Origin of the sequence: Spiroplasma endosymbiont of Lonchoptera lutea, from assembly GCF_964019715.1 — a bacterium.
Lineage (GTDB): Bacteria > Bacillota_I > Bacilli_A > Mycoplasmatales > Nriv7 > Nriv7.
The window spans coordinates 369,088-384,020 of the sequence record NZ_OZ026463.1; the positions used below are offsets into that span (position 1 = coordinate 369,088).

Here is a 14,933-nt window from a genome sequence, read left to right on the forward strand (position 1 = left end):
AACTTCTATAAATTAGGTTGTTAAAAACTTTTGTAATGTTTGAAATGGAGTTTTAGTGTTTAATGACGAATGGCCACGCTCAAAGTTATAAAAATAATAATATTTGTTTAAATAATGTTGAAGTTCATTTTGATTTAACTTTTTATTCTTAGCATAAAATAATTTAGTATAGTGTTGATGAAACCGCTCGATTTTACCGTTACTCTGAGGAGAACGGATTGGTGTCGTCTCGTGAACAATTCTATTTTTCGAAAGAAAGGTTGTAAAAGGCCTTTCTTTTACTTTGTATGATTTTTTATTACTTCAATTAGTAGTAGTGAATTCTGGAGCATTATCAGTACGAAGGCGTTTAATGGTTATGCCAAGTTCACGAAAATCTTTCATTGCTCTTTGTACAGCATTAATAGCATTGTTAGTTCCTAAACTATCATAAACATAACCAAATACTATGCGTGTCATTTCGTCAATGAAATCATAAATATAATATTTTTTATCAACCGGAAAATTTGCTGGGGTAATAATTTTAGCATCCATTTGTAAAAGACCAATCTCAGAGACTTCATAACGCTTAAAATGGCGTTTAGTTTGTTTGATTTGTTGTTTTAATTCTTTTCAACGAGGGTCGGATTTAATTCAATGATAAAAAGTTTTGATGTTTTTCGGAACTTCTGAATTTTTAATATCTTGAAAACCAATTTTTAAATTGTTAAATAAAGACCACATTCCACCGGCTTTGATATTTTTGTAATTAAAATATAAATCGCATACTTTTTTGCGAGAATTTAAACTATATTGATAATTAAGATTTTGTGGTTTTGTAGTTTTAAACAATAACAAATCTAAATTGTCAGAATAATAAGCGGTCATAATTTTTTCTGCCCAACGATAAAAGGTTTTCGTTGCATTCTTAAAATATTTTTTAATAAGTTTTGTTAAAGTTGTTTCTTCTATATAAAAATAAGTGCATAAATTTAAATAGGCAGTAATGCGTTTTTTAGTTTTATAGTAATAAGGATTACGGCAATTAGCACTTAATCAGCTTTGGATTCTTGCTTTTAAATTCGCTAAATCAGCTTGGGAAATAATATATTTCATTTTTTTAAACTCCTTAAATTAAGAAAACCGTATTACAAAAAATACGATTTTCAAAAATATTTATTAAATTACTAAATTAATGAGGCATTTCCGCTGAGAATGAAGTTATATAATGTTTAAAATCGTGTAGTTTATCCACTAATCCAATTGTAATTTTTACATTGACAATTTCTGATATAGTATAAATATCTGTTTTAAATCCACTACCAGGAGTATTAAAAGATTGTAATGTTCCATTTTTTTTATAAAAATTAAACGCAGAAATTCAGTTTTTATAACCAAACAAACGAAATCGGTTGGGATATTCAAGCTCAACATCACTAGGTCAAGTAAAACCGCTTTCACTTATATCTAATCAATAATCACCATGATGAATTAATTTAGTTTTTTTCAAACTGGGAAATTGCAGTTTTTTTTCAAAAATACTAGGACTACATCCAAAAATAAACATTATACAAACTGAATTTAAAGCTAATAAAAATTTTCGCATAAAGAAAAATCCTCCTTTCAAAGGAATTATATTATAAAAAATAATGGCAATATTTAAGAAAACTTTTTTAATATCATTAATAAGATTGCTAATGGCACTACAAATTCAAATAACATCTGAAATGCTGGAATAACTTCAAACACCGGAAAGGCGGTTTTGGTAAAATTAATCGTCGTTTTAGCAATATCAGCAATAGGGCGAATTAAAAGATTAATCCCAGAAAGACCAAGTAATCAATTCAACATACTAACAGAAGCATGCTGAATTCCACACGATACTGCATTAAATAAACCTCAATAAGAACAGCTGGGTATAGGAATTAAGTCATCCATATTGCCACTTATTCCGCCACCAATAAAAGCTGTTGAATTCAAAATGTTAAAATCGTATAAAAAATAATGATATTCAGTGCTTTCATTTTTCTTTTTATATAGCGGAAAAGTCAGTGTAAAAATATTAATTCCATACATCACATCGACTTTAGCGTTATAAAAATGCAGTTTATTATTAGTGGTGTTTCATAATTGGTTATCATATGCTTTTAAAACATTAAAATCTATTTGATAAGAACTTTTACCAGTATTAAAACCATTGACAATTTGTTTATCTTTAACAAAGAAATAAGAACGAAAAATCATATTCTTACTATTTTCGATTGTTGAACCAAAGTTAATTAAATACTGTTTGGGATAAAAAGTAATTAAGGAACGATAGAAAAACCCCATTTGTAAAACATTTTCAGGGATTTGTTGCATCCCTTTGTAATCTAATTCTACATAAGTAGAAGCATCTGTATCAAAACTCGCATAAAAGAATTGTACAAAAAACTCACCTAAAACTTTATAAATTTTATTAAATAAATCATTAATGAAATCAATAGTTAAATCTTTTTGATAATGAAGCATAAAATCTTTAAAATCAAATTTTAATTTATCATCATAGCGTAAAAAATAGAAGGTATTACCATAATAATTAACTTGTCCAAAAAAGGTATTAATAAAATCTCTTCCAAAACTTGTTCGCGAGCCAGATTTTCAAAGCGATTTACCATTTTCTAAAAACTCATTATGACCCACAATGCTACCGTGCTCCGTTTTTATAGTAATAACATCACCAAAACTAGAAAAGGAAAGTTCTCTAAAAATAACTTTTTCCATCATATCAGGTTTAGGATACGAATTTTTGCGACTTAAACTAAATTTACTATTTTGTTTAAAACCATTTAATTTAATTGAAATTTCACTCATATATTTAAAATTATCGTCAAAGAAATTAAAAATGGGTACTCAATATAAATAGCTATAATTAAATTTATCAAAATCTCGGCGTTGTATCATTAAATAATCTAATTTATCTTGAAACTGATTATATTGATATTCACCATCATTTTTAGTTATTTCCGTAGGCAATGGTTGTTCGTTATCTTTTTCTGGTAAAGGGGGCATTTCCGCTGAGAATGAAGTTATATAATGTTTAAAATCGTGTAGTTTATCCACTAATCCAATTGTAATTTTTACATTGACAATTTCTGATATAGTATAAATATCTGTTTTAAATCCACTACCAGGAGTATTAAAAGATTGTAATGTTCCATTTTTTTTTATAAAAATTAAACGCAGAAATTCAGTTTTTATAACCAAACAAACGAAATCAGTTGGGATATTCAAGCTCAACATCACTAGGTCAAGTAAAACCGCTTTCACTTATATCTAATCAATAATCACCATGATGAATTAATTTAGTGTTTTTTAAACTAGCAAACTTTAACTCACAGCTATTACCACATTGATTAGGGTTGGCGGCTCGTTTTTCTCGTTTCATAAAAAATTGTTCCATATTAGGTTTTGATGGTTTTTTTGTATCAAAGAAGGCACCTAGAGGGACTAAACCAATAAAAGCGATAACTAACCACGATATAAATTTATACATATTTATTTGTCCTTTCTTCTGTGTTTAACTTCTTAAAATTAAATATATTGTTGATAAAATACAAATCGTTCCTAAAATTTGGAAAATCGGATGTTGAGAAAATAACCTTATCATTGGTTTAAACAAATCTAAAATTTTAATATTATTTGATAGAACTTTATTAAAATATTCTAAACCCTCACGCACATAGGCTCATAAACCTAAAAAGTCATTTAAAGCAAAAATAGAAAAAACAGCAACAAGAATAAATAAAATTATCAATTTAAACATTTTAAAAACCTACCTTTTTATTCGCCGTCCATGTTGGTTAACTCACGGTCTATTTTTAGGGCTATTACCACTGAATTTCTTAATTGGACCACTAGATGATTGTTTCTTAGTTCCTCAATTAGCAACTGATTTTTGATATTTTTTACGAAAACCAACTTTTGGTCGTTCAATATGAATTCCTAAAATGCCACCAATTACAAGATTGATAACAAGCATAATTAGCGGAAAAATAATAATGCGAATATTTGTTCCAGGAATGGTTAAAGTTCAAATTAAATCAAAAACTTTATAAAACATATCGCCAATCAAACTAGCCATTTTTTCTAAGTTTTCCATTTTTTAAACTCCTTTATTTATTTTTTTTATTCAAATTATTTTTTAACTTAGTAAGTATCTTGCTAAATTTTTCCATTTTTAAATATTCTAATGCTTCAATATCTATCACATTATCATTTCAAAATTTATGCTGATAATTATCATTCAAAGCACGATTACTTAATTCACGCAAGAATGATAAATATTTATTATCATAAAGGTTTAAAATTGACATCGGAATTTTCAATTTAAAGAAATAAATGTCTAATTCCGGAATGCTCCGATACTTGATTTTGCGACCTTTTTTATCATTTTTTGCATTAATTAGCGTTAATCGTCATTGTTCATATTCACTTACCGATTTAAAAGTGCCGTAAATAACTTGTAAATAGGGTCGGAAAATACTAACTGGTTTTTTTCTAATACCAACAATTATTGAATTCGCAATATCACGAACTTTAACTCATATATGTTCAGCTCGTTGTCCACTTGCTAATACGATATGGGTAAATTGGCGAGCCGAAGCGAAATATTCTTGTAAACCTTGGGTTACTCTATCATTTTCTTTATAATCAGTTCCTTCTAAAAATAAGTTAGTTTCATCTCATAACAGTAAATGTTTTTCATCTAAAATCGGATAATTATAATCTAAAAGTGACATATGCCCTAATGAAAGCATTTGTTTATCTGTAATCGGAAAAGTAGAAATCGTTTTTCAACCACTTAATAAGTAAGAAGCTAAAACCATTAAAGCGGTTTTTCCAGTCCCTAAAGCCCCAATTACTAAATTTAAAGGTGAATTTAATAAGAAATTAATAAAACTACGACGAGCAAAGAAATGAGAAATTTTAGTATATAAAATATACAAAGCAATTAATAAATAAATAATATCAAATAACATTCTTCAACTTTGGGGATTATAATAATGCAAAATCGCACCATAAACTCACGCAATAATAAATAAAGTGCGATTTAAAGCCACAAAATCATATAATCTTAAATTTATTTTTTTAAAAAATAGCATCACTTAAATCACACTTTCTTTATTTTTATTATTATCTGCCGGGCATTAATTTTTCAAACATTTTGAAAGCAATTAAAAATAAACCAATAATTACACCAAGCAAGAAAACTCAATATGTAGCAAAGAAATTAACGACATTTGGCATATTACCACCAATAATATCAGTTCAAATATTACCAAATGCTTTAATTAATGCTTTTCATAAGTTAGTAACCGCTTGTTCACCAGTAATTGCTACTGGTGTTGTTGCATCAAGAAAAATTCTAAACATATAATCACCCCCTTTCTAAACAAAATATGATTTAACTTTATAAAATAAAATAACCATAAATAAGATAATGACTACTAATACTATTCAAAACGCAATATTTGCTATTAAAAGTCAAAGTAGTTCTTTGGTTAAATCAATTTCCTTGCCAGAAACTCACGCCGGAATAACTTTAATTTGAATAAATAAATCTCAAAAATACAATTTTGTCATTTCTCAATCTAAATATTTTCAAGCAACTAAAAACATAATAATTACCGCTTAAAAGGTCAAAAGAGTAGAAAAATAATTGCCGAGAAAAGCATTACAATTATTAAAATTGAAAACAAAAATACAACTTGGGGTGGTAAATCGGTAGCCGGATAAATTAATTCAATTAACTCAATAATTATTTTTTTAAACATTTTCTAAACCTACTTTTTAATTTCTTTTTCATCTTGTTCTAATAAATTTCGCTTAAACTTTGCAATAAATATTCGTTGTGAATAAGTAAAATCCTTTGGCAACTGTTTTGCTTCGCTACCATATTTCTTTTTGTCTTTAAAAAACCGATAAATATTAACCGCAATATAGTATGCTAGTAATAATGTTAAAATCGTAAAAAATACTAATCCAAATATACTCATCTTTCTTTTCTCCTTAATTTTCTAATTTTTAATTCTTATTTTAAATTGCAATTTTTCTTTCATTTTTTAACTCCTAATGTTTCATTTTTCTTAGTTGATTTCTAAATCTTAAACTTTCTAATGAAGCATAATTTACACTTTCAAAGTCTATATAATTAATATTTTTAAATTCATAGATTGCTCCGCACATTTTGGTTTTAAATTTATTAACTGTTGATTTTAAGTATTTTACAAATTCAGAATTTACAGTTCTATTAACAATATTATTCAAAGTATCGGTAAATACTTGTTTTCTAGTAATGGGATTTTGACAGTTATATGAGAATTGATAAGCCTTGATATTTAAGTCATATTGATTTAATGATTTTTCATTCAGAACATTTTTAGTTATATATTTGGAGCAATATTTTACAACCATTTCATTAGTATTTTCACGAACTCTAATATTTTTATTAATTCCATAAGGTCAAAATTGTAAAATAATTTTATGTGGTATTTTTTCGGTGATTAAAATATGAAAATGAATAACGCCTCGTTTCTGATATTCATAGGTATACAAATACTTAATATTTTTATTTTTAACTTTAAATCAGTATTTTAATTTTTTAAAAAATTTATTTAAATCACGCTTACATTTTCTAATATCAAATTCATTAACATCAGCATAAGTAAGCGTTAAGAATGTAAGTTTTTTACAGTCTCAAAAATTATGATATGCCTTCCGAATAACATTAGATTTTGCACGAATATTGCTATTAAGCAATTTTGTATCACAATTACCCTTATTTTTAACTCCATCAGCATTACGAGTATTTGCTTTGATGCGTTCTAACGGCATAACAATATTACGAATATATTGACCATAATAAATGGTTTTCATATAAAAATCAGTCGGATTTTGAGGTTGTAAATTCATATTTTATGCTCCCATTTTAGATTTTCGCCAGTTGTGTTATTTAATCAAGTAATAGTCGGCTTCGCCGACTACCCGCTAAGCGGGCGGAGCATACGCTTTCCGCATCGCTTCGCAGACCGAAGTGATTATCAATTAACTGGACAAGTTTTTTTGATTTTTTTCTAATTCAATTTTTTGCAAATTAACTATTTTGGGGTTTTTATCAAAAGTTAATTCGCAACTAAAAAATGATTTAACATTTTCTTTTAACAATTTATAAATTTCTTGTTGTTCTAAATTATTATCATCAATTCATAAGGCTTTTTGTTCGCCGGTAGGCTCAAATAAGTCATTTTCATAACGCAAAAATTCGGCAGAATATCCTGACATCGTAGAGCCATCTTTATTTTTAAATATTTTTCTTTTTATACTAACTAATTTAACTTTAAACATTATTTTTTAAATTCCTTTTATTTTTCTTTTAATTTTGATTTTTTTTAATACAAAACGAATTAAACAGTTCACTATTTGTGTTATGGTTACTCATACTAATGAATAACCTATAATCATTAACCTACCAATTGCTCCAAAATTTTTAATAAATTGGATTGGCAACCCTTTTTAGGACACTTTTTATGTAGACTGGTATTTTCTAAATTCAACGGGAGTTAAATAATTTAAACTGCCATGAATTCGAATATTGTTATATCAATTAACAAAATCAAATAGTTCGCATTTTAGTTGTGTTAAGTTTGCAAATTTTTTACCGTTAATAAATTCGGTTTTAAAGGTTTTGTAAGTTGCTTCAGCAACAGCATTATCATATGGGCATCCTTTGGAGCTTAATGATCTTTTAATTTTAAAGGTTATTAAAATTTCATCAATAATTTTATTTTTAAACTCATTACCACGATCAGTATGAAATAAAGTTATTTTATTTAATGGTCGTGTTATCTTGTGAAAAGCTTGTTGAACTAATTCAGCAGTTTTATTTGGTCCAGCACTATAGCCAATTACTTCGCGATTAAACAAGTCAATTAATAAACAAATATAATGTCATTTAGTGCCAACTTGAACATATGTTAAATCACTAACAACAACTTCATTTGGTTTTTTGTCATTAAATTGACGATTTAAAACATTATTAATTTCGTCATTATTAACTGTTTTTTTATGATTACAATATTTTAACTTGGTGTATTTAGAAACCAAATTATTTTTGATCATAATGAATCGGATTTTTCGTCGTGATAAAATGATATTTTTTCTTATTAAAACAGCTTTAATTTTACGAGCACCATAAATCTTGCGACTTTTATTAAATGCACTGATAACTTCTTGTTCATAATTATTAACATCAAACTTGGTGCATTTATTAGTTTGATAATAATATGTTGATTTTAGTAAACCTAAAATCTTACATATTTTCCTCACTGAATATTTATTTTTGTTGTTATTAATTATTGTTATTTTTTCCCGATTATCAGTGCTGCTTGCTTTAAAATGTCATTTTCCATTCGTAATTGTTGGTTTTCTTTTCGCAAGTAAATTAATTCATTTTCTTCGACAGTGCGATTATCTTTTGCTTTAAATGACCCAGAATTATTATAATTTTTAATTCAACTATAAATAGTTGGTTTTGGTAAATTATATTCTTTCCCTAAATTAATAACACTTTTGTCATTTTTGTATAGCATTACAATTTGTTTTTTAAATTCTTCAGAGTATGAGGTTTTATTTCCCATTTTTATATTCCTTCTTTCTTAATAATTTTGAAGTCTATATAATTATGGTCCAACTTATTGTAGCCTATCCAAATTGTTGCAAATTTTCAATATCTGTATGTAATAATAAAACTATACTTAAAGATATGAATATAATGTAATTAAGTATTATTCATCAATATTTTTTTATAAATTTATTTACAGTTTTCATTTTCTTTTTTTATCCTTTTATTCTTTTTAAAATTAGGAGGTTTTATATGTATTTATTAGATAAATTAGAAGATATTTCAGATAAGATAATTTGCTTTTTAGAAGTTAATCTTAATTATTTTGGCATAACTATTTGAATAGGTTGAATTTTACAAGGAGTTGCTTATTTTTGAACTCCGGATAAAGATAATTCATTTGGACAAGCATTATATGCTATGGTTTGATTTTTTAATTGAAATTTAAAATTTCAAGATTTAAAATGAGTTTATTTATTTAAAGAAGAAGGTTGATTTGTAGTTCAATTTATTATTGGTATTGTTTGAATTCTATATTTAATTTTTTATAGGTTTAAAAAATAAATTTCTTACTTTTTTAGTATGCTTTATTTTTATTTTTTAATATTTTTTTAATATGATTAATAAATTTTTTATCACAAGCATCGTGATTTCCTAAGTTTCTAATATGCAAACACCAACGACATATTTTTATAATCTATCGTTTCTTTCAAAATTAAAACCCCTTTTCATCGCAAGAATTACAGATTCCAACTGTATTTTTATTGCCAACGATATAGCTTTCGTTGTCGCATTCAATACAAAATATTACTGCCAAAAGAAAACACCCCCTAAAAGTTTGTAGAAAACAAAATCTTGTCATATGTATATGGTTTCTACAACCTTATCAAAAGTATGTAATATACCACAGATGTTTTGCACAATCAAGAAAAATCTTAAAAAAGGAGAAATTAATTTATTAATTCTTGTAATTTTTGAAATGGTGATTTATTTTGTAATGCTGAATGACAGCGTTGGAAGTTGTAATAGTAATAATATTGATTTAAGAAATGTTGTAGTTCGTTTTGATTTAGTTTTTTATCCTTAACATAAAATAATTTAGTATAATGTTGATGAAACCGCTCAATTTTACCGTTACTTTGTGGCGAACGGATTGGTGTGGTTTCATGGATAACCCCATTCCTTGAAAGAAAGGCCGTAAAAGGTCTTTCTTTTACTTTGTATGCTTTTTTATTACTTCAATTAGTAGTAGTAAATTCTGGAGCATTATCAGTGCGAAGGCGTTTAATGGTTATGCCAAGTTCACTAAAATCTTTCATTGCTCTTTGCACAGCGTTAATCGCGTTATTGGTTCCTAAACTATCATAAACATAACCAAATACTATCCGTGTTATTTCGTCAATGAAATCATAAATATAATACTTTTTATCAACCGGAAAATTTGATGTGGTAATTATTTTGGCATCCATTTGTAAAAGACCAATCTCGGAAACTTCATAACGCTTAAAATGGCGTTTTGTTTGTTTGATTTGTTGTTTTAATTCTTTTCAACGAGAGTCAGATTTAATTCAGCGATAAAAAGTTTTAATATTTTTCGGAATTTCTAATTTTTTAATATCGTGAAAACCCATTTTTAAATTGTTAAATAAAGACCACATTCCACCAGCTTGAATATTTCTATAATCAAAATATAAATCGCATATTTTTTCACGAGAATTTAAATCATATTTATAACTAATTTTGTTAGGTTTTTTATATTTGAAAATTAAACTATTAAAATCATCATTTTGATAAGCAGTAAGAATTTTATTAGCTCACTGATAAAATGTATTTCGTGTACTGTGAAAATGCTTTTTTACTAATTTATTTAAAGTTATTGGTTCTAAATAAAATTGATTACATAAATTTAAATAACTAGTAACTCGTTTTTTAGTTTTGTGATAATGTTTGTGATTATAAATTGTTCTTAATCAACTTTGGATTTTTGCTTTTAAATCGGCTAAATCAGCCTGGCAAATAACATATTTCATTTTTAAAACTCCTTAAAGTAAGAAAACCGTATTACAAAAATACGATTTTCAATAATATTTATTAAATTACTAATTTTTATTAGGTATTTCAGCAAAGAATGAAGTTATTAAATATTGACTAAAACCTAAATCTTTATTTTTAGAAAATGTAATTTTAACATTAACAATTTTATCAATAGTATATTTATTACTTTCACTTTTACCATTACGCTCATAAAAAATGCGAATGTCTTTAAAACCATCAATCGGTTTATAAGAAGTTAAAGGTTCCGCAGAATTAGAAACATCAAAAGGTAATTCATTTTTAATAGAACTAATATTTAATCATCCGCCTCAATCATTGCTAGTAGAACTCGTAAAATTACTATTCAAAATTTCAATAAAGTTTAATTCATATTTTTTTGCATTATCAGTAATTAGAGTATTGTTACCTCTATTACACCCAGAAATAAACATTATACATACTAAATTTAAAGCTGATAAAAATTTTCGCATAAAGAAAAATCCTCCTTTCAAAGGAATTATATTTTATATAAAAATATTGGAAACACTTAAGAGAACTTTTTAATTATTATTAGTAAAATTGCTAGGGGAATTAAAAACTCAAAAAGATATTTAAATGCCGGAATAACTTCAAATACTGGGAAAGCAGTTTTCGTAAAATTAATTGTTGTTTTGGCAATATCAGCAAGAGGACGAATTAAAAGATTAATTCCAGAAAGACCAAGTAATCAATTTAACACACTAACAGAAGCGTGTTGAATGCCACACGATATGACACTAAATAAACCCCAATAAGAACAGCTGGGCGTTGGAATTAAATCATCCATATTTCCGCTTATTCCGCCACCAATAAAAGCTGTTGAATTCAAAATGTTAAAATCGTATAAAGAATAATGATATTCAGTGCTTTCGTTTTTCTTTTTATATAGTGGGAAAGTTAGTGTAAAAATATTAATTCCATACATGACATCGACTTTAGCATTATAAAAATGCAGTTTATTACTAGTGGAGTTTCATAATTGATTATCATATGCTTTTAACACATTAAAATCTATTTGATAAGAACTTTTACCAGTATTAAAACCATTAACAGTTTGTTTATCTTTAACAAAGAAATAAGAACGAAAAATCATATTCTTACTATTTTCAATTGTTGAACCAAAGTTAATTAAATACTGTTTGGGATAAAAAGTAATTAAGGAACGATAGAAAAAACCCATTTGTAAAACATTTTTAGGAATTTGTTGCATTCCTTTGTAATCTAATTCTATATAAGTAGAAGTATCCATATCAAAACTTGCATAAAAGAATTGTACAAAAAACTCACCTAAAACTTTATAAAGTTTATTAAATAATCCATTAATAAAATCAATAGTTAAATCTTTTTGATAATGGAGCATAAAATCTTTAAAATCAGTCTTTAATTTGTCATCATAGCGTAAAAAATGGAAAGTATTACCATAATAATTAATTTGTCCAAAAAAGGTATTGATAAAATCTCCTCCAAAACTTGTTTGCGAGCCAGATTTTCAAAGCGATTTACCATTTTCTAAAAACTCATTATTACCTCTAATGCTACCATGCTCAGTTTTTATAGTAATAACATCACCAAAACTAGAAAATGAAAGTTCTCTAAAAATAACTTTTTCAATGAAACCAGGCGGATATGAATTTTTGCGACTTAAACTAAATTTACTATTTTGTTTAAAACCATTTAATTTAATTGAAATTTCACTCATATATTTAAAATTATCATCAAAGAAATTAAAAATTGGGACTCAATATAAATAACTATAATTAAATTTATCAAAATCTCGGCGTTGTATCATTAAATAATCAAGTTTATCTTGAAACTGATTATACTGATATTCACCATCCTTTTTAGTTATTTCAGTTGGTAATGGTTGTTCGTTATCTTTTTCAGGTAAAGGAGGCATTTCAGTTGAGAAGGAAGTTATTAAATATTGACTAAAACGTAAATCTTTATTTTTAGAAAATGTAATTTTAACATTAACAATTTTATCAATACTATATTTATTACTTTCACTTTTACCATTACGCTCATAAAAAATGCGAATGTCTTTAAAACCATCAATCGGTTTATAAGAAGTTAAAGGTTCCGCAGAATTAGAAACATCAAAAGGTAATTCATTTTTAATAGAACTAATATTTAATCATCCGCCTCAATCATTGCTAGTAGAACTCGTAAAATTACTATTCAAAATTTTACCAAATTCCAAATCACAACTATCTCCACATTGAGCAGGATTGGTGGCTCGTTTTTCTCGCTTTATAAAAGATTGTTCCATATTAGGTTTTGGTGGTTGTTTTGCGTCAAAGAAAGCACCTAGAGGGACTAAACCAATAAAAGCAATAACTAACCACGACATAAATCTATACATATTTATTTGTCCTTTCTTCTGCGTTTAACTTCTTAAAATAAAGTATATTGTTGATAAAATGCCAATTGTTCCAATGATAATAAAAATTGGGTGTTGCGAAAATAATCTAATCATTGGTTTAAATAATTGTAGAAATTCACTGTTAGCCACAATAACTTTATTAAAATATTCCAACCCTTCATTTACAAAACGCCACAAACCAAGAAATTCATCAGGACGCGTAAAGTTTTGTTAGGTAGGAAAAGGTTTAAATAATTTTGAAAAAAAAGTAATCACAATTTAATTATCATTTTATCTAAAAAATAAGTAATAAAACAAAATATTTAATATATTAACAAACATAATCTTAATAAAAGGTTATAAAAACTCACTAAAATGCTTATAAAAACAACATTAAAATAATTTTTTACAAAAAAAATCATACATAAGAAATATATACTTAATTTGCATATTGAAATAATTTATAGTAAATGATTATTTTTTCTTTTTTTAAAAATACCTAAGAAAACTAAACGCGACCAATTCATCAAAAGCAAAGATAGAAAAGACGGTAATTAAAAGAAAAATTATAACTAGTTTAAACATTATTTCTTACCTCACTCTTTAACAGATTTGTTAGTTCTTGCCTTTCTATAACTTTCTTTGGCTTGCATTCCAATACCTAAAATAGCAACAAAGACAAAGTTAGCAATTAAAGAGATTAAAGGAATAATGATAATCCGAATTCCGGTGCCGGGAATAGTCATACTTCAAATTAAATCAAAAACTTTATAAATAATATCTGCAAAAAATGATGCCATTTTTTCTAGATTTGCCATAATTAAGTATCCTTTCTTAGATTAAAATAATATGATAGTTAATTCCTATCTTTCAAATTACTTTTTAGTAATTCCATAATACGACTAAATTTTTCCATTTTAAGGTATTTTAGTATTTCTAAATCAACTTCAGTAGTTTCATAAAACTTATCTTCATAAGTGTCAACAACAATGCGATTAGCAACGGGGCGTAAAAAAGATAAATACTTATTGTCGTAACACTCTAAAACGGACATTGGAATTTTTAATTTAAAAAAGTAGATATCTAATTCCGGAATATTACGATATTTAGTTTTGCGATCTTTTTTATTATTTTTAGCATCAATTAAACTTGTGCGTCAGCGTTCATATTCTTCTACAGATTTAAAAGTACCATAAACAACTTTTAGGTAAGGGCGAAAAATATTAACTGATTTCTTAGTAATACCAACAATAACCGAATTAGCAATATCTCTGACTTTAACCCAAATATGTTCAGGTCGTTGTCCACTCGCTAAAACAATATGACCAAAATGTCTAACTAGAGCAAAATATTCTTGTAAACCTTGAGTTGATTTATCATTTTCTTTATAATCCGTTCCCTCTAAAAACAAGTTCGTTTCATCTCATAACAATAAATGTTTTTCTTCTAATATTGGATATTCATTATCCAATAACGACATATGTCCCAAAGATAACATTTGTTGGTCTAAAATTGGAAATGTTGAAGCCGTCTTTCATTTTTTCTTACCTAAAAGTTTTGAAGCAAAAACTAATAAAGCGGTTTTACCAGTTCCCAATGAACCAATCACAATATTTAATGGTGATTTGAATAAAAAATTAATAAAAGATTTACGATTAACCCATTGCATAAATTTAGTAATTAAAATTAAACAATTTAAGATAATACCGATGATATGAAAAAATGAAACTCAATATTGTGGATTAATAACAACAAGAAAAGCATAATAATATCAAGAAATAATAAAGAAAGTGCGATTTAAGCTAACAAAGTCATTGATTTTTTCACAGATATTTTTTAGAAATTTAAGCATTATCG

Annotated in this window: 19 protein-coding genes; 1 reads left to right on the forward strand and 18 read right to left on the reverse strand. The window is 26.2% G+C overall.

The features are described 5' to 3' along the window. Positions 1–12: 12 nt before the first annotated feature. From AACK97_RS02030 to AACK97_RS02090, 13 genes are all read right to left on the reverse strand, one after another. Positions 13–1,095 (reverse strand): DDE-type integrase/transposase/recombinase, encoded by a 1,083-nt coding sequence (locus AACK97_RS02030; RefSeq protein WP_338968405.1) that lies wholly within the window; start codon positions 1,093–1,095, stop codon positions 13–15. Positions 1,096–1,171: 76 nt separating this feature from the next. Further along, complete coding sequence (locus AACK97_RS02035) at positions 1,172–1,585, reverse strand: hypothetical protein (RefSeq protein ID WP_338968407.1); 414 nt, start codon at positions 1,583–1,585, stop codon at positions 1,172–1,174. A 53-nt stretch (positions 1,586–1,638) separates the two neighbouring features. Further along, complete coding sequence (locus AACK97_RS02040) at positions 1,639–3,081, reverse strand: hypothetical protein (RefSeq protein WP_338968408.1); 1,443 nt, start codon at positions 3,079–3,081, stop codon at positions 1,639–1,641. Between the two features lie 76 nt (positions 3,082–3,157). Further along, the gene (locus AACK97_RS02045; RefSeq protein WP_338968411.1) at positions 3,158–3,514 is read right to left on the reverse strand and encodes a hypothetical protein; all 357 of its coding nucleotides are present in this window, start codon (positions 3,512–3,514) and stop codon (positions 3,158–3,160) included. A 24-nt stretch (positions 3,515–3,538) separates the two neighbouring features. Further along, positions 3,539–3,784 carry a hypothetical protein gene (locus AACK97_RS02050; RefSeq protein ID WP_338967003.1) on the reverse strand — a complete coding sequence of 82 codons (246 nt, stop codon included), beginning with the start codon at positions 3,782–3,784 and terminating at the stop codon, positions 3,539–3,541. Positions 3,785–3,793: 9 nt separating this feature from the next. After that, on the reverse strand, positions 3,794–4,120 hold the full coding sequence (locus tag AACK97_RS02055; RefSeq protein WP_338968413.1) for a hypothetical protein: 327 nt from the start codon (positions 4,118–4,120) through the stop codon (positions 3,794–3,796). A 13-nt stretch (positions 4,121–4,133) separates the two neighbouring features. Further along, a complete protein-coding gene (locus tag AACK97_RS02060; protein ID WP_338968415.1) occupies positions 4,134–5,126 on the reverse strand; it encodes a hypothetical protein in 993 nt (330 codons plus the stop codon). Between the two features lie 28 nt (positions 5,127–5,154). Next, a complete protein-coding gene (locus AACK97_RS02065) occupies positions 5,155–5,394 on the reverse strand; it encodes a hypothetical protein (RefSeq protein WP_338968416.1) in 240 nt (79 codons plus the stop codon). 15 nt (positions 5,395–5,409) lie between these two features. Beyond that, complete coding sequence (locus tag AACK97_RS02070) at positions 5,410–5,640, reverse strand: hypothetical protein (protein ID WP_338968418.1); 231 nt, start codon at positions 5,638–5,640, stop codon at positions 5,410–5,412. Positions 5,641–5,804: 164 nt separating this feature from the next. Continuing rightward, positions 5,805–6,017 carry a hypothetical protein gene (locus tag AACK97_RS02075; protein WP_215825617.1) on the reverse strand — a complete coding sequence of 71 codons (213 nt, stop codon included), beginning with the start codon at positions 6,015–6,017 and terminating at the stop codon, positions 5,805–5,807. A 73-nt stretch (positions 6,018–6,090) separates the two neighbouring features. Then, complete coding sequence (locus AACK97_RS02080) at positions 6,091–6,933, reverse strand: rolling circle replication-associated protein (RefSeq protein WP_338968420.1); 843 nt, start codon at positions 6,931–6,933, stop codon at positions 6,091–6,093. A 132-nt stretch (positions 6,934–7,065) separates the two neighbouring features. Next, on the reverse strand, positions 7,066–7,365 hold the full coding sequence (locus AACK97_RS02085) for a hypothetical protein (protein WP_338966919.1): 300 nt from the start codon (positions 7,363–7,365) through the stop codon (positions 7,066–7,068). A 180-nt stretch (positions 7,366–7,545) separates the two neighbouring features. Next, positions 7,546–8,657, reverse strand: a protein-coding gene (locus AACK97_RS02090; protein ID WP_338966745.1) for an IS3 family transposase whose coding sequence is annotated in 2 segments (ribosomal slippage) — positions 7,546–8,414 and positions 8,414–8,657 — 1,113 coding nt in all. Because the reading frame shifts where the segments join, the coding sequence is not laid out codon by codon here. Positions 8,658–8,893: 236 nt separating this feature from the next. On the opposite strand from AACK97_RS02090, the gene AACK97_RS02095 reads away from it, so the two are divergent. Continuing rightward, on the forward strand, positions 8,894–9,205 hold the full coding sequence (locus AACK97_RS02095; RefSeq protein WP_338968423.1) for a hypothetical protein: 312 nt from the start codon (positions 8,894–8,896) through the stop codon (positions 9,203–9,205). Positions 9,206–9,591: 386 nt separating this feature from the next. On the opposite strand, the gene AACK97_RS02100 is transcribed toward AACK97_RS02095, so the two are convergent. From AACK97_RS02100 to AACK97_RS02120, 5 genes are all read right to left on the reverse strand, one after another. Continuing rightward, the gene (locus tag AACK97_RS02100; RefSeq protein ID WP_338968426.1) at positions 9,592–10,671 is read right to left on the reverse strand and encodes an integrase core domain-containing protein; all 1,080 of its coding nucleotides are present in this window, start codon (positions 10,669–10,671) and stop codon (positions 9,592–9,594) included. A 69-nt stretch (positions 10,672–10,740) separates the two neighbouring features. After that, positions 10,741–11,166 (reverse strand): hypothetical protein, encoded by a 426-nt coding sequence (locus AACK97_RS02105; protein ID WP_338968428.1) that lies wholly within the window; start codon positions 11,164–11,166, stop codon positions 10,741–10,743. Positions 11,167–11,222: 56 nt separating this feature from the next. Then, positions 11,223–13,076, reverse strand: a complete 1,854-nt coding sequence (locus AACK97_RS02110; RefSeq protein WP_338968430.1) for a hypothetical protein — start codon at positions 13,074–13,076, stop codon at positions 11,223–11,225. A gap of 584 nt (positions 13,077–13,660) precedes the next feature. Beyond that, a complete protein-coding gene (locus AACK97_RS02115; protein ID WP_338968432.1) occupies positions 13,661–13,894 on the reverse strand; it encodes a hypothetical protein in 234 nt (77 codons plus the stop codon). Between the two features lie 38 nt (positions 13,895–13,932). Continuing rightward, the gene (locus AACK97_RS02120) at positions 13,933–14,928 is read right to left on the reverse strand and encodes a hypothetical protein (RefSeq protein ID WP_338968433.1); all 996 of its coding nucleotides are present in this window, start codon (positions 14,926–14,928) and stop codon (positions 13,933–13,935) included. Positions 14,929–14,933: the final 5 nt, after the last annotated feature.